The following is a 23,218-nucleotide window of genomic DNA, read 5'->3' as shown; positions in this document are numbered from 1 at the left end:
CGCGTGCTGATCCGCTTCGCCATGCGGTCAGACGTAACTCGGCGCGGGCTGCCACAGGCTGAACGCCAGGCCCTGGTCATCCTGGACGGTGGCGGAGCGGCCCGACGGGCTGTCGGACGGCACGGCGCTGCGACCGCCGAGTTCGGTCACCCGAGCGCAGGCGGCGTCGATGTCGTTGACCTGGAAATAGAGGTTGGCGTGGCCGTGGGTTCGCTCGACCTTGGTGAAACCGAAGGCGGGGCTGGAGCCGGCGACGTGGGCGTAGGTCGCCGTGGAGGCCTCGGCGTCGAAGGTCCAGCGGAACAGCGCACCATAGAAGGCCTTTGCCTTGGCGACGTCGAGGGTTTCGAGGCTGAAGTAGCCGAGTTGGGTCTGCATCAGGTTCCTGTGGGCCGCGAGCTTGCCCGAAAACCGGCGACCACTTCTCGGGCTCGCGGCCTTAAGCGCTGACCAGCAGGGATAGTTGCTTGCTGGTCAGGTCGCGGCCGCCTTCCTCGATCTCGCGGTCGAGCAGGCGGGTGGGGTAATCGCCGGTGAAGTAGTGATCGGTGAACTGAGGGCTGGCGGGATCGCGGCGCTCCTCGCCCATCGCGCGATATAGGCCCTCCACCGAGAGGAAGCCGAGGCTGTCGACCTCGAGATACTCGCGCATCTCCTCCATGGACTTGTTGGCAGCGATTAGTTGCTCGCGCTCGGGCATGTCGATGCCATAGAAGTCGGGCCAGAGGATCGGCGGGCTGGCCGAGCGGAGATGGACTTCCTTGGCCCCCGTCGCGCGAACGGCGCGGACCAGTTTCACCGAGGTGGTGCCGCGTACGATGGAGTCGTCGATCAGCACGACGCGCTTGCCTTCGATGACCGAGCGATTGGGGCTGTGCTTCATGGCCACGCCCTTCTGGCGGGCACCCTGGCTGGGCTGGATGAAGGTGCGCCCCAGGTAATGGCTGCGGATGATGCCCATCTCATAGGGGATCCCGCTCTCCTGCGCATAACCCAGCGCGGCGGGTACGCCGGAGTCGGGCACCGGCACCACGACGTCGGCGTCGACCGCGTGTTCCTGGGCCAGGCCCTGGCCCATGCGTTTGCGCACCCCATAGACGGACTTGCCGTTCACGACGCTGTCGGGACGCGAGAAGTAGACGTATTCGAACAGGCAGGGGCGGGCGGCGCGGGCTGGGAAGGGCTTGAGCGAGCGGACGCCCTCATGGTCGATCACCACGACCTCACCATGCTCGACGTCACGCACGAAGGTGGCGCCAATGGTGTCGAGCGCGCAGGTCTCGGACGCGAAGATGTAGGCGTCGCCGAGCTGGCCCAGCACGAGCGGCCGGATGCCGAGCGGATCGCGCGCGCCGATCATCTTGGTGCGGGTCTGGGCGACGAGGGCGTATCCGCCCTCAATACGGGCAAGGGCGTCGATGAAGCGATCGACGATCTTGGCCTTCCGGCTGCGGGCGATCAGGTGGAGGATGACCTCGCTGTCCGATGTCGACTGGAAGATCGAGCCCTCGCCGACCAGCTGGTTCCGCAGAAAGTGGAAGTTGGTCAGGTTGCCATTGTGAGCGATGGCAATGCCGCCCTGGTCCAGATCTGCGAACATCGGCTGGATGTTGCGTAGGAACGACCCGCCGGCAGTCGAATAGCGGGTGTGGCCCACGGCTGCTGGTCCGGGCATGCGGGTCGGCAGGTCCGAGCCGCCGAAGGCTTCGCCCACATGGCCCATGTGGCGTTCGGTGTGGAAGCGGGCCGCCTTGACCGAGGCGATGCCGCAGGCTTCCTGCCCCCGGTGCTGAAGCGCATGCAGGCCCAGAGCGACGATGGAGGAGGCTTCGTCGTTGGGCGCGCCCCAGACGCCGCAGACGCCGCACTCCAGACGCGGGCGGTCGTCGTCGGCGTCGCGATGGTGCTCGCGGTGCACGACGGGAGAGGCGATGGCGTGGTCAAGGCTGATCATCGTGGGGGCTCCGATGACAGGCGAAACTCTATTGGGCGGCGGCAGGCGGCGACGTAGGCTCGGATTGCGGTTCAGGCAAGGCGGGATCGTCCGAAAAGCCTCTGCGAACGGACGAATCCACCACAGGGCTGATGGCGTCGGCACCCCGGCCGATGCCCGGGAGGATGATCTGGATGGCGCGGGCGGCCCCGGCGCTGATCGGCCGCAAGGCCGCTTCCGACAGCCAGCGCGGCGTGCGCTCGCCGGGCAAGGCGGCGACGATGACCAGATGGATGGCCCCCAGCAGCACGAGGGCCCGACCGGAGCCGACCAGAATGCCGAGGAACCGGTCGACGCCGCCCAGTGTAGGGTGGGCCTGAGCCTTCTTGGACAGGACCGAGCCGAAGAGGCGGATGCCGAAGTAGATCAGCAGGAACGACACGATGGCCGCGAAGATGGAGCCAGCCCAGTCGGGATCGATCATCGCTCTACCGATCGGCGCGGTCAGCGGCAGGGCGACCAGGGCGATGAAGGCCGCCAGAACGAAGCTGAGCAGGGTGATGATCTCGCGCGTGCCGCCGCGCACCCAGCCGGCCGCGGCCGAGGCGAGGATCACGAGCAAGGCGAAGGCGTCGAACCCGGTCATGCGTCAGCGGCTAAGGCCATGCCGCCCTAATACCTGTTCTGCGAGATTCGTTCGACGGCCTCGGTCAGACGGCTGACGGGTGTGACCGAAACACCGCCGCCCTTGACGGTCAGGGGCGGCGACAGGGCGCGGTCGAAGCCGAGCTTCTGCGCCTCGCGCAGGCGGGCCTCGGCGCGGCCGACGGCGCGGACCTCTCCGGACAAGCTGATCTCGCCGAAGACGATGCAGCCCTGGGGCAGGGGGGTGTCCGTGACGGAGGATATCAGCGCGGCGGCGGCGGCGAGGTCGGCGGCGGGCTCGTTGATGCGCAAGCCACCGGCGACGTTCAGATAGACGTCCTGATTGCCGAAGCCGACGCCGCAGCGGGCCTCCAGCACCGCCAGAACCATGGCGAGGCGCCCGGTGTCCCAGCCGATGACGGCGCGGCGGGGCGTGCCGTAGGCGGAGGGCGCGACCAGGGCCTGGACCTCGACCAGCACAGGGCGGCTGCCCTCGATGCCGGCGAAGACGGCCGAGCCGGGCGCGCGCTCCTTGGATTCGCCCAGGAACAGGGCCGAGGGGTTGGAGACCTCCGAGAGCCCTGCGTCACCCATCTCGAAGACGCCGATCTCGTCGGTGGCGCCGAAGCGGTTCTTGCCGGCGCGCAGGATGCGAAAGGGGTAGCCGCGCTCGCCCTCAAAGCTGAGGACGGCGTCGACCATGTGCTCGACCACGCGGGGGCCGGCGACCTGGCCGTCCTTGGTGACATGGCCGACCAGCACCAGCGCGGGGCCGCCGGCCTTGGCCAGCCGCACCAGTTCTCCGGCGCAGGCGCGGACCTGGGTGACCGAGCCCGGCCCGGCCTCGTGCGCGTCGGACCACAGGGTCTGGATGGAATCGATGATGACGATGTCGAACGTCTCGCGCTTCAGTGTGCCGAGGATTTCGCGCAGAGCCGTAGCGCTAGCCAGTTCAACGGGTGCGGAGGACAGGCCCATACGCTTGGCCCGGCTTCGGATCTGCTCGATCGCTTCCTCGCCGGAAATGTAGGCGACACGCTTGCCCGCGAGCGCCGCGCGGCCGGCCACGTCGAGCAGCAGGGTGGACTTGCCCACGCCGGGGTCGCCGCTGAGCAGGATCGCCGAGCCCGGCACCACGCCGCCGCCGCAGACGCGGTCGAACTCGGTCACGCCGGTGACGATCCGTGGTGGCTCCGGCGTTTCTGATTGCAGCGACTCGAAGGCTAGGCCCCGGCTGCGAGCCGTAGCAGCAGGCTTCAGCGCACCCGGTGGGGCTGACCGGCTCTCCTCGACGATGGTGTTCCACTGGCCGCATGCGCCGCACTGGCCGGACCACTTGCCGTGGACTGCCCCGCAGGACTGACAGACATAGATCGCGCCGTCTCGAGCCATGACGTGGGCTTAGCGCAGTCGCGCGGGCGAGGGCAGAGGGCGTGTGGAGCCCTACGTCCGGGATTGACGTAGGCTTCGACGTTACGCTCCTCCGGCGTTGGCCTCGGTCCAGGTGACCAGGCGGGTGTTGAACTCGCGCGACGCAAGGTCGAAGGCCTGGGCGATGGCGGAGACGCGGTTCTCGCCGGCGGACTCGCTGACCGAGATCACCTCCTCGGCTACGACCGTCCGATCGGGGAAGCGCAGAAGGCGGGCGCGGGCGCTGATCGTCACCACGGGCACGGCACCTTCGTAGTCGTAGCGCGCCTCGAAGGTGCGGACGTCGATGTCCAGCACCCGGGTGGCGGGCGTCAGTTCGCGCTGGCCGATCAGGCGCACCGCGCGGGCCTGGTCGCCAAAGGCGCTCTCGATGCTCTGGGACATCAGTTGCTGGGCCGGCGAGACCCACCGAGCTCGTGCGATATAGGCGGCTTCCAGTCCCGTGACGCCCAGAATGCGGTCGCCACGCGAAGCCGAGGGGAACTCGACGTTCCTGAGGCGCACCTGCACCGGGTTGGCGACAGTGACCGCCGAGGCCGTCGAGCCGCCACTCTCGCCGAAGCGATACAGCTGGACCGGATCGGGGCTGGACAGCAGGGCGCAACCCGAGAGGCCGAGGGCTGTTGCCGCGAGAACGAGCGAACGGATCACGGCTGGACCTCCAGTTCCTGGGACGCCGGGCGGCTGATGAAGTCTCTGGGGCTGGCCCGGACGTCGTCGACCAGACCGCGCAGTGACTGCGTCGCCTCCTCGAGCCCCTGGATAGCCTCTAGAAGCTGAGGAACGCCCGTAGTGGCAACTTCGCCAACCGGACCCTCCAGCGCATTGGCGGTGCGATTGATCGAGGCCATTGCAGCGCGGGCGTCGGCGGTCGCGGCGTTGATGTTGGTGATGGCTTCCGCGCCATCCTCATTGATCAGCCGACGCGCGTCGGCCCCAAGGGCCTGATACTCGGCGATGGCGGCGTTGGCCGACTCCAGCGCCTTCTCCAGATCCTCGAGCATGCCCTTGCGCGCTTCCAGCTCGGTGGTCAGGGCCTCGATGTTTCTCAGGCTGGTCGAGAAGCTGCGGACGTTATCGTCCGACAGCACACGGTTGATGCGGTTCAGCGCATCCACCGTCTGGGCCAGCACCGTCCCGGAGCCGCTCAGCAGCTCGGCGATCGGCGATGGCTGGGACTGGATAACCGGCACAACGTTTTCAGCATACTGGCTCTTCAGCAGCGCTGAACTGTCGGTGCCCGCGGTGATCTGGATGTAGTTCAGACCGGTGATGCCCTGCGGCTCCAGCTGGGCCCGGCTGGTGACGCGCACCGGCGTGGTCGAGTCCAGCCGCACCCGCGCGATGACCTGGTCGCCCTGTTCAGGATCGAGGTTCAGATCAGTCACTTCGCCCACGCGGATACCGTTGAAGTGGACCTCCCCGCCCTCCGACAGGCCACGAACCGGGCCGTAGAAGACGATGTCGTAGAGGTCGTACTCGTCATTGAACTGCAGCCGGGCCAGCCAGATGGTGAACACCGCGAGCGCCGCCAGAAGGGCGACGGTGGCGATGCCGACGGCGGCGTAATGTGCATCTCGTTCCACGGCGCTCCCCTTATGCGGCCTTGGTGGCGGCGCGACCGCGCGGCCCCAGGAAGTATTCCTTGATCCACGGGTGGTCGGATGTCTCCAGCTCCTGCACCGTGGCCTTCTCGATCACTCGCTTGTCGGCCAGCACCGCGACCTTGTCGCAGATGGCATACAGGCTATCGAGGTCGTGGGTGATCATGAAGACGGTCAGGCCCAGATCGTCCGACAGCTTACGGATCAGCTCGTCGAACGCCGCCGCGCCGATGGGGTCGAGACCCGCCGTCGGCTCGTCGAGGAAGATCAGTTCCGGATCCAGCGACAGAGCGCGGGCCAGCCCGACACGCTTCTTCATCCCGCCGGACAGTTCGGCCGGCTTCTGGTGGTGGCTCTCGGGCTTCAGGCCGACCATGGCGATCTTCATTTCCGCCAGTTCGCGGATGGTGTCAGACGGAAGCCTGGTGTGCTCGACCATCGGTGCGGAAACGTTCTCCAGCACGGTTAGTGAACTGAACAGGGCACCTTGCTGGAACAACACGCCGGTGCGGCGCTCAATGTCGGCGGCCTGGGCTTCGGTCAGGTCGCCCCGGTCATGACCGAAGATGCGCACCGTCCCGCCTTCGGGCTCCTTCAGGCCGATGATCGAGTTGAGCAAGACGGTCTTGCCGGTGCCTGAGCCGCCGACAACGCCCAGAATCTCACCGCGCTTGACGTCAAGATCCAGGTCCCGGTGGATGACGTGTTCGCCAAACTGGCTCAGCAGGCCGCGAACCTCGATCAGGTTTTCCAGAGCGACGTCATTCGCGGCGGTCGCCGGGACGCGCGGCGTACTCACAGGTCCAACTCCAGGAAGATCAGGGCGAAGACGGCGTCCAGGGCGATGATGGCGAAGATGGCCTGAACCACGGCGGCGGTGACACGCTGGCCCAGGCTTTCGACATCGCCGGCGACCGCCATGCCCTGGCGGCATCCGATGGCGGCGATGACGATGGCGAACACCGGGGCTTTGATCATGCCGACCATCAGGTGCTGGCCCATCAGCGGGTCCTCGCTGACTCGCTGGATGAAAAAGGCCGGGCCGTAGTCCAGTTGGCTCCAGGTCACCAGCGCGCCGCCCAGGAACCCCGCCAGCATGCCAACGAAGGTCAGCAGCGGCATCATGACGAGCAACGCCGCCAGCCGCGGGATTACCAGTGCCTGAAATGGATTGACGCCCATGACCTGCATGGCGTCGACCTCCTGGTTCATCCGCATCGACCCGATTTCGGCGGCGAAAGAGGAGGCCGAGCGGCCCGCCAGCAGGATGGCGGTGATCAAGACCGCAAGTTCGCGCAGCACCGCCACGGCCACCAACTGAACTGTGAAGACGCCGGCCCCGAACTGCGTCAGGAGGTTGGCACCCAGGAAGGCGATCACCGCTCCGATGAAGAAGTTGGTCACGGCGATGATCGGCAGGGCGTCCAGACCCGCACGGTCTGCCTGGCTGACCCAGGCCGGCCAGCGGATCTCGCCCGGCCGACGCAAGGCATGGCCCGATGCGGCCATCAGCCGGCCGAGGAAAGCCATCGACAGCAGGAACTCGGCCGCCGCGTCATGAACGCCATGGCCGATCTTGGCGAAGAAGCGGGTCAGGGACTGCTTGGCCGGGGGAGGAGCGCCGGCCTGACGCTCCAGGGTCTCGACCATGGCGTAGATGCGCCCGGCTTCCGGTCGGGCGGCGAATGCGTCCTTCGGGATGGCGCAACCCGAGGCCTGAACCAGGGCAAGGGCACCCGCAGTGTCGAATCTTCCGAGATCGCTGACATCGAGCCGATCGACGGTGCGGCCCTCCAGCCCGTCGCCCAGACGGACGGCGGCCTTGCCCAGGGTCATGGTGGTCCAGTCACCGGATAGCCGCAGCACGGTTTCGCCGCCGCTCGCCTCCTCGATCTGGAATTCCGCCGTTCTCATCAGCCACCCTTAGCCGAGCGAATGCGAATCGCGAACGCCGCAGGTCGCGCTCGTCTCGCATGAAAGCGGGCGCGTCGTTCACCTGCAACAGGTGATGACTTACGGGTCAGAGGCTGGCCCGGACGCGCTTCAGGTCGGCGACGAACCGCTCCCTCTCTCGCGCTTTCGTCGCTTCGTCCGGCAGGCGCAGCAAATAAGACGGGTGAACCGTGATCGTGACGAGCGACCCGTCCGGTTGGGTCAGGGGCTGGCCGCGTTCTTGCGTTACGGCGACCGTACGGCCGAGGACGGCCAGCGACGCCGTCGCGCCCAGCGCCAGCGTCAGAACGGGCTTCACCAGCCGACGCTCCTGATCAAGCCACCAGCGGCAGGCGCTGATCTCACTTCCGACCGGCGTCTTGTGCAGGCGTCGCTTACCGCGCGGCTCGTGCTTGAAGTGCTTGACGGCGTTGGTGATGAAGACGTCGCCGCGGTCGATGCCTGCTTCCGCCAGCGCCGCGTCCAGCACCTGCCCCGCCGGTCCTACGAAGGGCCTGCCGGCCAGATCCTCCTGATCGCCGGGTTGCTCGCCCACGATCATCAGTTTGGCCTGCCTCGGACCTTCTCCGCAGACGCCCTGTGTCGCGTCGCGCCACAGCGGACAGCGGCGGCAGGCCTGAACGGCATGCTTAAGTTCGTCCAGGGTCGAGGCGACGAAGCCTTCCTCGAACGATCCGTCGCGCGCCGACCTGGCGATCGCCTTGGACAGACGTGCGTTGGGTTCCGTCGGGGTGGCCTGGATCATGGTCTCGGTGCGAGCGCGCGAGGCGGCCACCAGTTCCGGGATCAACTGGGCCTCGGGCAGGTTCTTCCAGTACCGCTTGGGCATTTCGCCCTGCATGGTTCTGGTCTTCAGCCGGGCCGGGTTGAAGGTGGAGGCGTAGTAGGTCTTCCAGAACTCCTCGACCTCGTCGTCCTGCGGGGCGTCCTCCAGTCGGGCACCCGGTCCGAACGTCAGGGCCTCACCGTCCCAGAAGCACGACCCGTCCGGCGTCAGGATCGACCAGCGCATGGTCGTGAAGCGCCGCACGAAGAAGCCGGACGTCTTCTCCAGAACCCGGTGGGCCGGCTCGAACCAGGCGACGTAGAGTTCTCCGTCCTCGTCGCCAATCAGGCGGAAGCGGACGAAGGCCTTCATCTTGTGCGAGGCGCGGCTGACGTTCCTGGCGCGCTCCAGGGCGTCGGCCACATCGCGGTCGGACACGACCTTCATCAGGTCCGGCTGGTCCCGCAGCCGCCACAGCAGGCGGTAGAGCAGGTCGAAGCGGTCCGCCGAGCGATGGAGGATCACCTCTTGGGCAACCTCGACGAAGGCCTTGGGGACGGTGAACGCCGTCTCCCGGCGGGGTGCGGTCTCTTCGAAGGCTTCGGTCGAAAACAGGTCGCCCGACGCTTCAGAACCCCGCACCACGAACCGCGCCTGCGCCGGCTCCACCCCTGCCAGCCGGAATCGCCGCGCCGCCGCGCGCCAGCCGTCGAAGTCAGTCTCGTGGTCCAGGACGGCGGTCGCCATCTCACAACAGCGTCAGCTGTTCCGGTCGCGGTTCCGGCGCGATGCGCGCGCGCAGATCGACCGCGTCGGTCAGGCTGCCCGGCGTCCAGTCCAGCGCGGTGATGAACGGCCGCACCTTGTCGATGCCCCGGCACAGGCGCGCCACATCCTCGAGCCGGAGGGTGCGGTAGCGCCGGACCGAGATCATGCGATCCACCGACTTCACGCCCAGCCCCGGCACGCGCAGCAGCCGCTCGCGCGGGGCGGTGTTGACGTCCACCGGAAACTCTTCGCGGCGATTGAGCGCCCAGGCCAGCTTGGGATCGATGGCCAGGTCCAGCATCCCGCCCGTCGTCGCCTCTCCGATTTCCGGCGACGAAAAGCCGTAGAACCGCATCAGCCAGTCGGCTTGATACAGCCGATGCTCGCGCATCAGCGGCGGCTTCGTCACTGGCAGGGCCGAACTCGCGTCCGGGATCGGGCTAAAGGCGGAGTAGTAGACACGCCGCAATCCGTACCCGCCATACAGCGACGCCGACCGGTCTAGGATCTCTGTATCCGGCGCGCCGTCCGCGCCAACGATCAATTGGGTCGACTGGCCGGCCGGGGCGAACTTCGGCGGCCGGGTCTTGGCCTTCCTGTCAGGCTTGGCCGCCTGCACCTTCAGCCGCACGTCGGCCATGGCCTTCTTGATGACGCCGACGTCCTTCTGCGGGGCCAGCCGTCCCATCGCCTCGTCGCGCGGCAGCTCGATGTTGGCCGACAGGCGGTCGGCGTAAAGTCCCGCTTCCTCCACCAGCTTCGGATCGGCCTCTGGGATCAGCTTGAGGTGGATATAGCCCCGGAAGTGATGCTCCTCCCGCAGCTTCTTGGCCACGAGCACCAGCTGCTCCATCGTGTAGTCGCCGTTCCGGATGATGCCCGACGACAGAAACAGGCCCTCGATATAGTTCCGCTTGTAGAAGTTCAGCGTCAGCTCGACGACCTCGTCGACCGTGAACCGCGCCCGCTGCACGTTCGAGGACACGCGGTTGATGCAGTAGACGCAGTCGTAGATGCAGAAGTTGGTCAGCAGGATCTTGAGCAGGCTGACGCAACGCCCGTCGGGCGTATAGGCGTGACAGATGCCCATGCCCTCGGTCGAGCCGATCCCCTTGCCGCCCCGGCTGTCACGCTTGGACGTGCCCGACGAGGCGCATGAGGCGTCATACTTCGCCGCATCCGCCAGCACGGCGAGTTTTCGTCTGAGGTCTAGCTGAGCCATTTGTTGCCATTATGTTCTCGTTTAAGAACCGTGGCTAGGGGCGGCGTGTCGCAGCGATTAGCGCAGATAGTTCAGCAGCGTCACGTCCCTCAGCTGGCTGACCACCTGGGCCGAGGCCTGGACCGCCACCTGAGCCAGCTGCAGGTCCGTCACGGCTTGCGCCAGGTCCGCATCGGTCCGATCCGACACAAGTTCGTTCAGCGAAGTGATCTGGGCGGTATGGCTGACCGCCATCTGGTCGATGCGCTTCTGCAGCGAGCCGTTCCTTGACGCGACGTCGACGGTCGCGTTCCTTGCCGCGTCCAGCCGCGACAGCTGCGCGGTCAGGAAGGTCTTCTGCGCCTCGGTCGGCTTGCCCGTCAGGGGGCCGGTCGCCGGGTTGTCGTGGTACTCCTTGATGTCGCGGAAAACCTGGAAAATGTCCGTGCCCAGCTCATTGGCCAGATAGCCGGTCTCGACCGACGTATTCTCCGCCACGCGCGACACTGGCTTGATGGTGTCGTTGCCGAATACCGAGGCGACGCTGGCGGCGGCCGCCAGATCGCTCAAAGTTCCTACAGACACCGGCGGATTGGCCGTGTCGGCGCCGGCGAACAGGTATCCACCCTGGTGCCGGGCGTTCAGCCCATTCGACACCGACATGAAGTAGCCTTCCAGCTCCAGCATCAGGGTTCCGGCTGAGTCCGACGACAGGACGTTGCCCACCGCCTCGCGGGCCCCGCCGATACCGTCGATCATCTGGTTGAGCGCCAGATCCTGAGCACCCAGTCGAGCGGCCACGACCTCGCCTGTGTCGAGAAAGCCCTGCACCCGGCTGACCGCACTCTTGAGCGCCGTCAGGGTCTCGGCACCGCGGCCGAAGCCCGTCATGTCGGTGGCGACCTTCTGGGTCGATACGCGCTGAGACGCCTCGGCCTGACGCTGTTGCGAGGCCATTAGGTCCAGCAGGGCCGACTGATAGTTTCCCGTGGTCGAAACGCGGCTCATCGGACCATCCCCAGAAGCGTGTCGTACATTTCGCTGGCCGCCTGGATCAGCCGGGCCGATGCGTTGAAGGCCTGCTGATAGGTGGTCATCAGCACCAATTCCTCATCCAGATTGACACCCTCGTAGTTCGACTGGCGGGCGTTGGCCTCGGTGGACAGGGCGACGGCGCTGTCGCGACGGGTCTTCGCCGACTGGGCCCTTCCGCCGATCTCGCCGGACAACTCGGACGCATAGCGCGACACCGACAGATTGCCGCCCGGGCTATCGCCGGCGGCCGAGAACCTGGCCGTCACCTGACCGGCATCCGCCAGGATCAGCGCACCTCGACCGTCGCCAGTCGACAGCGACGTCGTGCCTGGAGCCGCCGACAGGTTCAGCTGGGCCAGCGCCAGCCTGGACGGGCTCTGCTGGATGTCGGTCCGCACCTTGAAGCCGTCGGCGCGCGACGCGCGAACGCCGCCGCCGAGGCCGAACAGCTCGGTCGCCGAAACACCCGAGGGAACCTGCGTGGTCGTGTCCGCCAGCACGGTCAGACGGGGTGCCGGATCGCCAATACCCGTGAACTTCAGCTCGCCGGTCGTCGCATCGAGGGCATAGGCGCCGTAGCGGCCAACCCCGGTCGTGGGGCTGTTCAGGGCCGTGACCAGGTCCCCGACGGTACCCCCTGCCGGGATCGCCACCTGGATGTCGCGCAGCCGCGCGCCGTCGGCGTCGGTGAAGCGGAACGTCAGGGTCTCGCCCGCCGTGAAGCCGTGCGCCGATGCCGCCGTCAGGCCCATGTCATAGAGCGCCGGGCGGTCGCTGGAGATCAGGTCGTTCAGGCCGAAATAGTGCGAGAAGCCGCGCCCGGCCTTGGCGCTCGGGTTGGCCGGGTCATCCGCCACCGCCACGCCGTTGCCGCCCGCCGCCGTGATCGACAGCCGCCCGCCGGTGAAGCTCGCCGTCGCCGCTCCCCCCAGCGCCGCGTTCAGGTCGGTCAGGAAGTTGGCGGGCGTGGAGGCCGCGCCATTGATCGTGAGCGTTCCGCCCGAGAAGACGATGTCCGCCCGCGTCGTGATCGCCCCCGTCGTCGGGTTGACCACGGCGATGGTCGTTCCGCCGGTGAAGCCCGTCAGCGCCGTCTCCAGCGCTTGGCCCACATTCTTGCCGGTCAGGGTCGTCGGTGCGGGCACCGAGGAGTTGGCGTTGTGCGCGCGGTTCAGCTCGTCGGCGATGCGGGTGACTAGTTCGGCCAGCCGCTCCGCCGTTTGTGGCGCGTCGACGTCGCGCAACTCCAGCAAGCCCTTGATCTCGCCGGATTTCAGCCCCTCGGCCAGCGGCCGCTTGGTCGCGCCGGGCTCGGTGACCCAGATTTCGTTGAAGGCGGTCTCGGCGTTGACGGTGCCCGCGCGGTTGTATTCCAGCGTCGCCGCGCCGTTTCCGGCCAGTAGCACGCCCGCGCTGGTGCGGATCGAGACCCCGCCGACCGATCGCTGTGTCACCTGGACATCGAGGATGGAGGACAGCTCGCTGACCAGTCGCGCCTGCTGGGTCTGTGCACCCGAGGCGTCGCCGTCCAGCACCACAGCCCGGGCGATGTCGAGGTTCAGGGTCTCGATCTGCTGCAGCAGACTGTTGGCTTTTTCGATTGCGCTCTGGATGCGGCCATCGGCGTCCTCGCGCACGGCCTGGATCTGGCCGGAGATACGGGTCGCCTCGTCGAAGACGCTCTGGGCCTTGAAAAGGGCATCCTGTCGACGCGGTGCCGACGTAGGATCCTCGGCCGCGACGGCGAAGGCTGAGAAGATGTCGTCGATCTGGGAGAAGAAACCTGTATCTCCACCCGGATCGCCGAACAGCGACTGGATGCGGTCATAGAGCTCATAGCGCACGCCCTGGCGGCTGGCCTCGGCCCCGGCCGACAGGCTGGCGGCCTGCAGGAAGCGGTCGGTCGCCAGGCGGATGCGCGCGATCTCGACGCCCGTGCCGACGCCCTGGGTCGACAGCGACTGCTGGTCGGCGATCTTGCGGACGTACCCGGGCGTGTTGACGTTGGAGACGTTGTCCGAGACCACCCGCAGCTGGGTCTGGGCGGTTTGCAGGCCCGAGTTGGCGATGTTCAGGATGGTGCTCAGGCTCATCGGATTAACCCTCCACCCGGCAAGCCCTGCCCGCAGCCTTGCGAAGTTTGCCCAGCCGCGCACGAGGGGCCGGATACGACACCGCTGATTTCATTCAGGAAATGAACCGACGATCGTTTCATGCCTGTCAAGGCGCGCAAGCCGCGGGCCAAGGTTTGGACCGTTGGCCAAGCCGGGCAAAAAGCGTCGGCCGCACGGCAAGAATGGTCGGCGGCAGGTCTAGACCTACGCGATCATAGGATCAGAAAAGTTGTTATATTCCCGCGGGATGAGCGAGGCTTCGCAGTCTGGCCCGCCCTTTGCGACGGGCGAACCGAATGTTCCGGCGCAGCAGGCGCCACGCTCCTCCAGACCAAAGCCGCCTGCGCTTCATGTCCGCCGCCGTCCTCCTGTCCGTCGTCGCCCCGTCCGCCCCCGTGAAGGGCGCGAAGGTCGATGCGCGCGCGTCCGCCGACGCCGACGGCTTCGGCGCCGCCCTGGACGAGGCTGTTCCGGCCGAGACCGCCCCCGAGCCCGCTCCAAAGGCAAAGGCGGAAACCGTCCCGCAGCCCGCCGGAGAGCCGACGTCTGCGTCCAAACCCGGCCTGCCAGCGAACGACACCGCGACGCCCCTCCCGGCTCTCGCAGTGGTCCTTCCTCCCCCGCCGGCCGTCCCGATCACGTTCCTCCCAGAGAACGGCGTGGCCTCGGAAACGGCCGCCTCTCCTGTGGTGCCCGCCGTCTCGCCGCCCCTTGGTGCCGAGCCGGCTCCGCTTGACGACGCGAACCCTGCTCCCGCGCCCTCTGACGCGACCGAAGCGGCTGATCAGTTACTGGCTCAGGCGGCTCAGCCGTCCCGCTCGACCGAGACCACCCCGCGCGGAAAGTCTGCCGAGACCCCTTCGGCCGCCGTCGACGCTGGACCGGCCGACGAGGCTCTGCCCAAGCCCGACCCCGCCGCTGCGGAACAGACGAAACCCGTGACGCCGGTCGCCTCGGACCGCGCCCGAGAGGTCGCCAACATCCGCTCCGCCGTGATCACGCCGCTGCGTCCGGCCAAGCCCATCGAGCCTTCCACCGCTGCCTCGACCGCTGAAACTCTCCCCGCCGCCGACGGCACTGAGGCCGAAGGTGCGGGCGAAGCCCTTGCGTCCGCCACCGCAATGACTACGCCCCCTGGGACGACCCGCGTCCGCGACGTCATCGACCGCGCGCTGGCCCGGCCGTCGGCGCAAAGCGTTGGCTCCGCCGAAACCGAGGGTGCTCGCGCCGAAATCAAGGTCTCGGCTGACGCCGCGTCGGCGACGGCGACCACGCCCAGTGGGTCCGGATCATCCATCGCCAGGTCGCCGATCGAGATCCCTGCGGCGGTGCTGCCGCTCGCTTTGGTCGACGATGCGCTCGCCGCGCCCCTGTCCGCCGCACCGACCGCCCCCGAGGCGCGCGCGACGGATGCCGCCTCCACTCCGCTCCTGTCCACCCTGTCGCGCGCCGCCGTCGAGACGACGGCCCAGATCGCCGCTCAGATCGTCAGGAAGCTGGAAAGCCGCTCGACCCGCTTCGAGATGGCCCTGACGCCCGACCACCTCGGACGTGTCGATGTCAGCCTCGACATCGACGCTGGCGGGGCCCTGCACGCCACGCTCGCCTTCGACAACCCCGTCGCCGCCACCGAGTTGCGCGCCCGGGCCGACGAGTTGCGTCGTCAGCTGATCGAGGCGGGCTTCACCGTTGCTGATGATGCCCTGTCCTTCTCCGAGCGCGACCCCTCGGCCGGTCAGGGTGGCGCTTTCGATCGTGAGAGCGATCCCAGGAACGCCCGTGCCTTCGGGGCCGCCTCGCGCTTGAACGCCGAGGCCGATCTTTCGCTCCAGGTGCCCGCCTGGGTTTCCCTCAGCCTGACGCCCGCCGGCGTCGATGTGAAGGTCTGACCTCATGGTCGATGCGATCACCACAACCGAAGCGGCCAGTCGCACAAACGCCAGCCGCACCAGCCTCGTCTCCAACTTCGAGACCTTCCTCAGCCTGCTGACCGCCCAGCTGAAGAATCAGGATCCCCTGTCGCCCCTCGATTCCAACGAGTTCACGGCCCAGCTGACCCAGATGACCGGGGTCGAGCAGCAGCTGCTGACCAATGACCTCTTGACCAGTCTGCTCGCGGCCCAGCAGGGCGGCGGCCTGTCAGGCGCGACCTCCTACATCGGCAAGGACGCCACGGCCGCCTGGTCCGCGACCCGACTGGAGAACGGAGAGGCGAACTGGTCCTACGAACTCGCCGCCTCGGCCTCGTCGGTCGAGCTTCAGGTGCTGGATTCCACGGGCAAGGTTGTCTGGACCGGGCCGGCGTCCGGTCGCACCGAAGGGACCCACGACTTCGTCTGGGACGGCAAGACCTCCGCCGGCGGACAGCTGTCGGACGGCGGCGTCTACACCTTGAAGGTCGTGGCCAAGAACGGCACGGCCGATGTGGACTCCCAGGTCCTGACCCGCGGTCGCGTCACCGGCGTCGAGCTCTACGACGGCCAACCCTACCTGACGATTGGCGCGTCGATCGTGCCGCTCAACGCCGTGATCGGCGTGGAGGAAGCGGTCTCGAACGCCGCGACGACACCCGACGCCTCCGAGGACGAAGGCCTGATGGCCTCCATCGCCTCGGCCCTCAATCCCATGAAGTTGCTTTCGTAAGGAGCCCCAAGCCATGAGCATCAACTCCGCCCTTCTCGCCGGCGTCTCGGGCCTGACGGCCAACTCCGCCGCGCTGGCCGCCATCTCCCAGAACATCGCCAACGTGAACACGGTCGGCTACAAGCGCACCGCCGCCGAGTTCTCGACCGTGGTCAACTCCCAGAGCGCGGGGACCGGTTATTCCGCCGGCGGCGTTCTGGCCAACCAGCGCCACTTCATCAGCCAGGGCGGCCAGCTGCAGCGCACCAACACCTCGACCGATCTCGGCATCGCGGGGCAGGGCTTCTTCGTCGTGACTGAGAAGGCCGAGAACCTGGACGCTGGCGACGCCCGCCTGTTCACCCGCGCGGGGGCCTTCCGGGTCGACAGCTTCGGCTATCTGAAGAACACTGCCGGCCTGTATCTGCAAGGGTGGCCGGTCGACGCTGAGGGGTTGATCGAGACGGATCCGTCCGACCTCAACAGGCTGCGCTCCATCAACGTAGGCTCGGTCGGCGGCACGGCCCAGGCCACCACGCGCGCCCAGCTGAACGCCAACCTGCAATCCAGCCAGCCGGTCTCGCCCGACATCGCCACCTACAACGTCGCGACGAACAATATGGCGACCTATGACGCGGAGACGGGCACGGGCTTCAAGCCGGACTTCCGGATCACGGTTCCGGTGTCGGATTCCAAGGGTGGCCAGCGCACCCTGGCCTACTCCTTCCTCAAGACCGCGAACCCCAATGAATGGCGAGCCGAGGTCCACGTCATTCCCGCGACTGATATCGATAATGGTTCCGTCCCGGCCAACGGCATCCTGAGGTCGGGCCTGGTCCTCTTCACTCAGGATGGTCGTCTGGACGTCGATGGAATGGTAGCCGCCGAAACCGCGACACCCGGCTCCATGCTGTTCGCCGATCCCGCGACGGCGGTCGTCACCCTGAACGCTTCGGACTCGGCCGTGGCGCCCAGCGCGACCGCGCCCAAGTGGACCACGGCGCTCGGCATCGACGACCAGACCGTCAGCTTCGACCTGACCGCCTCGGCCGGGGGCCTGACGCAGTACGATTCCGACTCCATCGTCCAGGCTGTAGTCACCAACGGCACCGCTTTCGGCAATCTGTCGAACATCGAGATCGACGACGAGGGCTATGTCACCGCCATCTTCGACAACGGCGTGACGCGCCGCATCGCCCAGGTGGCCCTGGCCACCTTCACCAGCGCCGACAGCCTGACGACCGCCAACGGCAACGCCTACCGTGTCAGCCAGGGGTCCGGCACCTATAACCTGAAAGCCCCCGGCACTGGCGGCGCGGGCCTGATCGGGGCCAGCCAGCTGGAGGCCTCGACCGTCGACCTGTCGGCCGAGTTCACGGGCCTGATCACCACCCAGCGGGCCTATTCCGCCTCGTCCAAGATCATCACCACGGCCGATGAAATGCTGGCCGAACTGATCAGCATCAAACGCTGATCTTCAGGTAACGGCTCGTTAGACTGAATGAACCCTTACTCAAAGATCAGTGAAACGGACGTTGGAGCCCGCCGGGGTTGTTATCCCTTGGTTCACCACGCCGCTAAACTCGGCCTTAGCGGGCACGGGCTACATTCACGCTCATTGGTGGTGGTGAATGAGGCATAAGCCCATGTTGCAAGAGCGTCGCGTCAACAAGGACGGCGAACAGTACGTGGTCGGTCCGACGGGCACGCCCCTGACCATGCGCGATCTGCCGCCGCCCAACACGGACCGCTGGGTCATTCGGCGCAAGGCCGAGGTGGTCGCCGCCGTGCGCGGCGGCCTGATCACCCTGGACGAGGCCCTGACCCGCTATCGCCTGACGGCCGAAGAGTTCCTGGCCTGGCAGAAGGCGATCGACAAATGGGGCATGCAGGGCCTGCGCACCACGCGGATCCAAAACTACCGCAGCTAAGGTTTCCCCCGAACGAAACAGGCGGCCGCTCCCGGTGACGGTGGCGGCCGTTTCCGTTTCTGGCGTCCCGCAAAAAGACGGGCGAAGACCTCTGTCTCCGCCCGCCAGTCGAGGGAATGCAGGAAACGCCGCAAGCAGGACGCGGTGTTCGTTGCCAATAAAGACTGACTCACCGCGTCGTTTTTGGCAACCCTCTTGCCAAACCGCTGACGCAGGGTCACCTTCGCCTTCCTAGTGAGGCGTAATCTCAACGGAAAACCGCCCCACACTTTTCCGGATTACGCCTGATGGGACGCACCGCCGACTATTCTCGCCAGAGCTGCTCGATCGCCGCCACGCTGGAAGTGATTGGCGACCCCTGGACCCTGCTGGTCATCCGCGACGCCTTTCAGGGCGTGAAGCGCTTCGAGCAATGGCAGGAACGTCTGGGCGTGGCCCGCAACGTTCTCGCCGCCCGGCTGAAATCCCTGGTCCAGCACGGCATCCTGGAACCGCAGCTCTATTCCGAGCGGCCGCCACGGAACGAGTACGTCCTGACCGCCAAGGGCCGGGCCTTGTCCGACGTCCTGATCGTCATGCACGGCTGGGGCTCCCAGCACCTGTACGGCGAGGTCGATTCCGGCGTGACCTTCACCCACACCACCTGCGGCCACGAGCTCAAGCCCCGCGTCGCCTGCTCTTGCTGCGGCGAGATCGTGAAGCGGCGCGACACCGAGATCCATTTCCACGCCAACCGCCCGACCGTCGGCGAGGTCCTGCCCAAGGAACCCGTGTCCGAAGAGGCCGCCTGAGGGTCAGTAGCACCACCCTTCACAGTCCTCCGTGGCCTTCATGTAGGTTGCGGCGACCATGCCCTGGCGATCATTGGACAGGAGCATTCGCATGCCGTCTTCCCTTGCGATTGCATGGAAGCGACGTTGAAACTCTCTCGACCCAACAATACGGCGACCGCCGTTTGGCAGAGGCACCCAAGCGTAGACCCGCGCGCCTTCCTGTCGGAATCCCGGGATGGCGAGTTGGGATCGTATCTCCTCGTCCAGTTCCTGCCGGTCGAAGGGCTCCGCGCTCACCCAGCACAGATTGAAATAGGTGATCCCAGCGTTCCAACCGCGGAAACGGTTGTTTGCGGTCAAGATGCGAAGCCGAACCCCATCTCGCACCGTCTCATAACCTCGGAGCTGGCGCGCGCCGGGCAGGCTTAATCCCTCGAACTGCGATGGATCAAGCACGACCCAGCCATCGCTTTCGGCCAATGCCCAGGTCAGCGGATGATCGCCATCGGGTCGGATGCAGTAGCGGTCGGCCATGGCGTAGAAGTCGCCCGCGCCTATTTCCGAGCGCGCGGCTGCAGCTGAAACGGCAGACAAGGCGATGAGTGTCGAACCGATAGCTGCTGCCGTGACGGGCCGCCGTCTTGTTTGCTTCTGACCGGCTTCGTTGGTCATGGTCTCGGCATCGGCTCCGGCCCGGACCAGTCGAAGCCGAGATAGGTCGCTTCGTCCCGTGGGCTGGCATAGCCGAGGAACACCTGGCCCTCGTGGTCCCGGATCGTCACCATGCGAAGTCCCTGTTCCCGTGCGAGACGCTGCCCGGAGCGGAAGTATTCGCGTCGGGACACCGGTTCATTGACGTCTCCGGGCCGGGGTATCCATGCGAAGAGGCGGGTGCCTCGGACCACACGGAAACTGGCGATGTTCAAGGTATTGCGGAGTCGCCGATCCGCAGCCTCAGCGTCGCCGGGGGCGGAGACCCAGCACATGCGATAGTGAGCCCGTCCCTGATCCGGTGAGGTGATCCAGGTCGCGCCCGTCATCACCCTGGTGTCGTGGTCCGCGCCATTGGGGGCATAGATGCGAAGTGTCGCGTCCAGCACGCCGAACAGCGACTCGCCGGGTCGATCCCGCTCAATCCGCTCGAAGCCGTCTTCCTCAAGGCGCTGCCACGTCGCCCGGTGATCACCATCCCACGCGAGGCAGTATCGTTCGAGAAGCTCGGTTGCTTCATCACCGGCGGTTGGAGCCTCCTGAACCCCAACGAACAAGGCGGACCAGACTAAAGCGATTCGAAGCAGCATTCCTGATCCGCCCTGCTCCCAATAGATACACTTAGCTCAGTTAAGGCGTATCATCCTGACAGGGAGTTCCGTATTCATCGACGCAATGGCTGTAGCATTGTGTAAAGAGATACAAGTCGTCACCGTAGTTTTGCAGACAACTGTTGTAACATACTTGACAAGCGCCACTCGAAGCGCAGGACGCTTGGGGTGCCATCGAAACGAGGCCCAGAGACATCATCGCCGCAGCCGTCACCTTCAGCCATTTCATGTCCAATCCTCCTTGCGGAAAAGCCCGCGCGCAACCCTCGCTCGAAAGGGGGGGGGGCTTGTCAATGGAGCGGCGCGACGGGCATTCACCCGGCGAGACCAGGGACAGACCGGCATTGTGGTCGGGAAATCGCTGTCGGATCAGATCGGTCCCGCACTGCGAAATGACCGCCGGCTGACAATCTGGAGTTAATGCGTCCACGAGCAGGTCGCGCAGATGTGATCGCCCGATGTCCGCCTCAGCGCGCGAAAGCGTCGGCATGGCGCTGGATCAGGGGGATGACGACCGGGGGCGAGCCCATCGCTGTGGCGATGAATCGCCGCGCTCGTCTGCGCTGCCGGTTCTCCCCCCGGTCACGGCCTCGGCACGGGCTCGGGGCCGGACCAGTCGAAGCCCTCCCAGGTCTCCTCGGTGCGCGGGCTGGCGTAGCCGACAAAGACGCCGCCCTCATGAGATGTCAGCGTCAGCTGGCGCAAGCCTTGTTCACGCGCGAGGGTCCAGCCCTCTCTCATGAAGACGCGCCGCGAGATGGCTTCGTTCGATCCGTCCGGACGCGGAATCCACGCGAACAGGCGCGTGGGACCCTCCACCCGGAAACTTCTGACGCCCACCAGCTCCCGCATGTCGCCGTCGACCCGACGAACGTCGTCGACCGATGACGAGACCCAGCACCATCGCAAATAGGTAATCCCCTGACCGGGCGCGCGCATCCGGTTGGCCGCCGTGATCACGCGCAACTCGCGTGAGCCTTCGAACTTGCGAAAGGCCCGGATGTGTCGCTCGAACGACCCGGGCAGATGCAGGTTCGGAAAGTCCTCGGCCGTCAGCGGAGTGAAGCCGTCCTCGGCGATGTACTGCCACGTCGCGCGATGGTCGCCGTCGGGGCCGATGCAGTAACGGTCGGCCAGTCCGACCAGATCGCTGCCGTTGAAAGAGCCAGAAGTCTGCGGGAGCGCCGGTGTTGGGGTCGTCGCCAACAGACAGAGGCAGCATAACAATGCGACGACAAAGCCCTGTGCGCCGAGGTTCACGGTCGCGGCACCGGCTCGGGCCCGGACCAGTCTGCGCCCTCATATGTTTCCTCGGTGCGTGGACTTGCATACCCAACAAAGACACCCGCGTCGTAGGGACGGATCGTGACCTGTCTCAGTCCTTGTTCCCGAGCGAGAACCCATCCCGACAGCATGTAGAGGCGTCTGGACACCCGCTCGACTTCGCCTCCCGGTCTGGGAATCCACGCGAAGAGGCGTGTTCGACCCTCGACCCTGAAGCTCGCGGTGCCAGTCAACGCTTCGAGGTCACGATCGACATTTTGAACGTCCTCCTGGGTCGAAGAAACCCAGCAGTACCGGTAGTATGTTCTGCCTTGACCGGCCCCGCCGATATAGCCGGCCGAAGTCAGGACTCTCAGCTCCCTGTCCGCTTCAAGCTTCCTGAAAGCGCGCAATCGGGAGGTGAAACCGGGAAGGCGCAGGCCGACGAACTCGTCAGGATTGAGGGGAGAAAATCCGTCCTCGGTGGCGTACTGCCACGTCGCGCGATGATCGCCGTCAGGGCCGATGCAGTAGCGGTCGGCCAAGACAGCCAAGGGAGGCTCAGATTCCCTTGGCTGTAGCGTGCCAGTGCCCAGCAGTGTAGCGATGAGTAAGTCACTGATCATGTGGTGATATCGGTCCGAATAGCCCGATCAGCCCCCAGCATCGCTTTGGCAGGGAATACCATTCTCATCCACGCAATGGTCCAAGCATTGCGTAAAGAGATACAGGTCGTCGCCGTAAGTCTGCAGACATCAATTGTAGCAGCCTTGGCAAGCACCGTTCGCTGCGCAGGACGCCTGGGGTGCCATCGAAACGAGGCCCAGAGACATCATCGCCGCAGCCGTCACCTTTAGCCATTTCATGTCCAACCCTCCTCGCGGAAAAGCCCGCCCACAACCCTCGCTCGCAATGGGGGGGGCATGTCAATAGAGCGGCGTGTCGGGCGTTCACCCTGCGGGACAGGTGACAAGACAGCATTACGGTCGGGAATTCGCTTTTAGATCAGGGCGGTCCCGTACTGCGAAATGACCGCCCGCTGACAATCTGGAGTTAACGCTCCGACGCGCTGGTCGCGCATATGTGATCGCCCGGGTGCCGCCTCAGGACGCGAAGGCATCGGCGTGGCGCTGGATCAGGGGGATGACGATGTCCTCCCGCACCTTGAGATGAAGCAAAGCCGTTCGCAACTTCAGTTTCCCTCACGGGCGGGGCACCGGCTCCGGCCCGGACCAGTCGAAGCCAAGATAGGTGGCTTCGTCCCGTGGGCTGGCATAGCCAAGGAACACTTGGCCCTCATGGTCCCGGATCGTCACCATGCGAAGTCCCTGATCCCGTGCGAGACGCTGCCCGGAGCGGAAGTATTCGCGTCGGGACACCGGTTCATTGACGTCTCCCGGCCGGGGTATCCATGCGAAGAGGCGGATGCCTCGAACCACACGGAAACTGTCGATGCTCAAGGTATCGCGGAGCCGCCGATCGGCGACCTCTGGGTCGCCCGGGGCAGAGACCCAGCACATGCGATAGTGGGTGCGACCCTGATCCGGTACAGTTATCCAAGTCGCGCCAGTCATCACCTTCGCACCGTGCCCGTCGTCACCTCCGGCATAAAGACGAAGTGATGCGTCCACCACGCCTAGGAGGCTCTCCTCGGGTCGATCTCGCTCCCTCTGCTCGAAACCATCTTCCTCGAGTCGCTGCCACGTTACCCGGTGATCGCCGCCCCACGCCAGGCAGTATCGTTCGAGCAGCTCTGTCGCCTCTGCATCGGCGGTAGAGGAGGCCTGAGACCCGGCGAGCAAGGTAGACAATATCAGAACTATTCCAAGAAAAACTCTTGATCTACCCTGATAACGA

Annotated in this window: 21 protein-coding genes; 5 read left to right on the top strand and 16 right to left on the bottom strand. The window is 66.2% G+C overall.

The features are described from left to right. Positions 1–27: 27 nt before the first annotated feature. The 12 genes from IP78_RS10540 to flgK form a co-directional block, all read right to left on the bottom strand. Positions 28–378 (bottom strand): VOC family protein, encoded by a 351-nt coding sequence (locus tag IP78_RS10540; RefSeq protein WP_054111639.1) that lies wholly within the window; start codon positions 376–378, stop codon positions 28–30. A gap of 61 nt (positions 379–439) precedes the next feature. Further along, the gene (gene purF, locus IP78_RS10535; RefSeq protein WP_054111638.1) at positions 440–1,954 is read right to left on the bottom strand and encodes an amidophosphoribosyltransferase; all 1,515 of its coding nucleotides are present in this window, start codon (positions 1,952–1,954) and stop codon (positions 440–442) included. 28 nt (positions 1,955–1,982) lie between these two features. Continuing rightward, positions 1,983–2,579, bottom strand: coding sequence for a CvpA family protein (locus IP78_RS10530; protein ID WP_054111637.1), 597 nt, complete (start codon positions 2,577–2,579; stop codon positions 1,983–1,985). A gap of 26 nt (positions 2,580–2,605) precedes the next feature. Next, positions 2,606–3,970 (bottom strand): DNA repair protein RadA, encoded by a 1,365-nt coding sequence (gene radA, locus IP78_RS10525; protein WP_054111636.1) that lies wholly within the window; start codon positions 3,968–3,970, stop codon positions 2,606–2,608. Positions 3,971–4,051: 81 nt separating this feature from the next. Further along, entirely contained in the window at positions 4,052–4,660 is a 609-nt protein-coding gene (locus IP78_RS10520) for an ABC-type transport auxiliary lipoprotein family protein (RefSeq protein WP_231680986.1), read from the bottom strand. Continuing rightward, positions 4,657–5,595 carry an MlaD family protein gene (locus tag IP78_RS10515; protein WP_054111635.1) on the bottom strand — a complete coding sequence of 313 codons (939 nt, stop codon included), beginning with the start codon at positions 5,593–5,595 and terminating at the stop codon, positions 4,657–4,659. The genes IP78_RS10520 and IP78_RS10515 overlap by 4 nt, the downstream gene beginning before the upstream one ends. A gap of 10 nt (positions 5,596–5,605) precedes the next feature. Beyond that, a complete protein-coding gene (locus IP78_RS10510) occupies positions 5,606–6,412 on the bottom strand; it encodes an ABC transporter ATP-binding protein (protein WP_054111634.1) in 807 nt (268 codons plus the stop codon). Beyond that, positions 6,409–7,527: an ABC transporter permease gene (locus IP78_RS10505; protein WP_054111633.1), complete on the bottom strand. Its 1,119-nt coding sequence runs from the start codon at positions 7,525–7,527 to the stop codon at positions 6,409–6,411. Before IP78_RS10505 ends, IP78_RS10510 begins: the two co-directional genes overlap by 4 nt. A 106-nt stretch (positions 7,528–7,633) precedes the next feature. Next, the gene (locus tag IP78_RS10500; protein WP_054111632.1) at positions 7,634–9,079 is read right to left on the bottom strand and encodes a UdgX family uracil-DNA binding protein; all 1,446 of its coding nucleotides are present in this window, start codon (positions 9,077–9,079) and stop codon (positions 7,634–7,636) included. A 1-nt stretch (position 9,080) separates the two neighbouring features. Beyond that, entirely contained in the window at positions 9,081–10,322 is a 1,242-nt protein-coding gene (locus tag IP78_RS10495; RefSeq protein ID WP_054111631.1) for a putative DNA modification/repair radical SAM protein, read from the bottom strand. A 57-nt stretch (positions 10,323–10,379) separates the two neighbouring features. Further along, positions 10,380–11,309 carry a flagellin gene (locus tag IP78_RS10490; protein WP_054111630.1) on the bottom strand — a complete coding sequence of 310 codons (930 nt, stop codon included), beginning with the start codon at positions 11,307–11,309 and terminating at the stop codon, positions 10,380–10,382. After that, positions 11,306–13,429: a flagellar hook-associated protein FlgK gene (gene flgK, locus IP78_RS10485; RefSeq protein WP_054111629.1), complete on the bottom strand. Its 2,124-nt coding sequence runs from the start codon at positions 13,427–13,429 to the stop codon at positions 11,306–11,308. Before flgK ends, IP78_RS10490 begins: the two co-directional genes overlap by 4 nt. A gap of 371 nt (positions 13,430–13,800) precedes the next feature. On the opposite strand from flgK, the gene IP78_RS15670 reads away from it, so the two are divergent. The 5 genes from IP78_RS15670 (at position 13,801) to IP78_RS10460 (ending at position 18,794) form a co-directional block, all read left to right on the top strand. Then, the gene (locus IP78_RS15670) at positions 13,801–15,339 is read left to right on the top strand and encodes a flagellar hook-length control protein FliK (RefSeq protein WP_231680985.1); all 1,539 of its coding nucleotides are present in this window, start codon (positions 13,801–13,803) and stop codon (positions 15,337–15,339) included. Between the two features lie 4 nt (positions 15,340–15,343). Continuing rightward, on the top strand, positions 15,344–16,093 hold the full coding sequence (locus IP78_RS10475; RefSeq protein WP_054111628.1) for a flagellar hook assembly protein FlgD: 750 nt from the start codon (positions 15,344–15,346) through the stop codon (positions 16,091–16,093). A gap of 13 nt (positions 16,094–16,106) precedes the next feature. Then, on the top strand, positions 16,107–17,546 hold the full coding sequence (locus tag IP78_RS10470) for a flagellar hook protein FlgE (protein WP_054111627.1): 1,440 nt from the start codon (positions 16,107–16,109) through the stop codon (positions 17,544–17,546). Positions 17,547–17,718: 172 nt separating this feature from the next. Further along, entirely contained in the window at positions 17,719–18,003 is a 285-nt protein-coding gene (locus tag IP78_RS10465; RefSeq protein WP_054111626.1) for a DUF1153 domain-containing protein, read from the top strand. A 287-nt stretch (positions 18,004–18,290) separates the two neighbouring features. After that, on the top strand, positions 18,291–18,794 hold the full coding sequence (locus IP78_RS10460) for a helix-turn-helix domain-containing protein (RefSeq protein ID WP_054111625.1): 504 nt from the start codon (positions 18,291–18,293) through the stop codon (positions 18,792–18,794). 3 nt (positions 18,795–18,797) lie between these two features. Here the strand turns inward: IP78_RS10460 and IP78_RS10455 are convergent, their stop codons facing one another. The 4 genes from IP78_RS10455 to IP78_RS10440 form a co-directional block, all read right to left on the bottom strand. Next, positions 18,798–19,448: a hypothetical protein gene (locus IP78_RS10455; protein ID WP_156320372.1), complete on the bottom strand. Its 651-nt coding sequence runs from the start codon at positions 19,446–19,448 to the stop codon at positions 18,798–18,800. Continuing rightward, positions 19,445–20,077 (bottom strand): hypothetical protein, encoded by a 633-nt coding sequence (locus IP78_RS10450; RefSeq protein ID WP_054111623.1) that lies wholly within the window; start codon positions 20,075–20,077, stop codon positions 19,445–19,447. Before IP78_RS10450 ends, IP78_RS10455 begins: the two co-directional genes overlap by 4 nt. Positions 20,078–20,680: 603 nt before the next feature. Beyond that, positions 20,681–21,358, bottom strand: coding sequence for a hypothetical protein (locus tag IP78_RS10445; protein ID WP_156320371.1), 678 nt, complete (start codon positions 21,356–21,358; stop codon positions 20,681–20,683). Beyond that, a complete protein-coding gene (locus tag IP78_RS10440) occupies positions 21,355–21,915 on the bottom strand; it encodes a hypothetical protein (RefSeq protein ID WP_156320370.1) in 561 nt (186 codons plus the stop codon). Before IP78_RS10440 ends, IP78_RS10445 begins: the two co-directional genes overlap by 4 nt. Between the last annotated feature and the right edge of the window lie 1,303 nt (positions 21,916–23,218).

It is taken from the genome of Brevundimonas sp. AAP58 (genome assembly GCF_001295975.1).
Taxonomy (GTDB): Bacteria; Pseudomonadota; Alphaproteobacteria; order Caulobacterales; family Caulobacteraceae; genus Brevundimonas.
The sequence above is the reverse complement of the archived record's forward strand: the minus strand, read 5'-3'. Positions and strand labels throughout refer to the sequence as shown.

What these genes read in the sequence shown, in the direction of transcription:
- IP78_RS10470 (WP_054111627.1), top strand. Translation starts at nt 16,107, where the DNA reads ATGAGCATCAACTCCGCCCTTCTCGCCGGCGTCTCGGGCCTGACGGCC.
- IP78_RS10540 (WP_054111639.1), bottom strand. Translation starts at nt 378, where the DNA reads ATGCAGACCCAACTCGGCTACTTCAGCCTCGAAACCCTCGACGTCGCC.
- IP78_RS10500 (WP_054111632.1), bottom strand. Translation starts at nt 9,079, where the DNA reads ATGGCGACCGCCGTCCTGGACCACGAGACTGACTTCGACGGCTGGCGC.
- IP78_RS10495 (WP_054111631.1), bottom strand. Translation starts at nt 10,322, where the DNA reads ATGGCTCAGCTAGACCTCAGACGAAAACTCGCCGTGCTGGCGGATGCG.
- IP78_RS10450 (WP_054111623.1), bottom strand. Translation starts at nt 20,077, where the DNA reads ATGCTGCTTCGAATCGCTTTAGTCTGGTCCGCCTTGTTCGTTGGGGTT.
- IP78_RS10475 (WP_054111628.1), top strand. Translation starts at nt 15,344, where the DNA reads ATGGTCGATGCGATCACCACAACCGAAGCGGCCAGTCGCACAAACGCC.
- purF (WP_054111638.1), bottom strand. Translation starts at nt 1,954, where the DNA reads ATGATCAGCCTTGACCACGCCATCGCCTCTCCCGTCGTGCACCGCGAG.
- IP78_RS15670 (WP_231680985.1), top strand. Translation starts at nt 13,801, where the DNA reads ATGTCCGCCGCCGTCCTCCTGTCCGTCGTCGCCCCGTCCGCCCCCGTG.
- IP78_RS10505 (WP_054111633.1), bottom strand. Translation starts at nt 7,527, where the DNA reads ATGAGAACGGCGGAATTCCAGATCGAGGAGGCGAGCGGCGGCGAAACC.
- IP78_RS10465 (WP_054111626.1), top strand. Translation starts at nt 17,719, where the DNA reads ATGTTGCAAGAGCGTCGCGTCAACAAGGACGGCGAACAGTACGTGGTC.
- IP78_RS10455 (WP_156320372.1), bottom strand. Translation starts at nt 19,448, where the DNA reads ATGACCAACGAAGCCGGTCAGAAGCAAACAAGACGGCGGCCCGTCACG.
- IP78_RS10530 (WP_054111637.1), bottom strand. Translation starts at nt 2,579, where the DNA reads ATGACCGGGTTCGACGCCTTCGCCTTGCTCGTGATCCTCGCCTCGGCC.
- radA (WP_054111636.1), bottom strand. Translation starts at nt 3,970, where the DNA reads ATGGCTCGAGACGGCGCGATCTATGTCTGTCAGTCCTGCGGGGCAGTC.
- flgK (WP_054111629.1), bottom strand. Translation starts at nt 13,429, where the DNA reads ATGAGCCTGAGCACCATCCTGAACATCGCCAACTCGGGCCTGCAAACC.
- IP78_RS10490 (WP_054111630.1), bottom strand. Translation starts at nt 11,309, where the DNA reads ATGAGCCGCGTTTCGACCACGGGAAACTATCAGTCGGCCCTGCTGGAC.
- IP78_RS10460 (WP_054111625.1), top strand. Translation starts at nt 18,291, where the DNA reads ATGGGACGCACCGCCGACTATTCTCGCCAGAGCTGCTCGATCGCCGCC.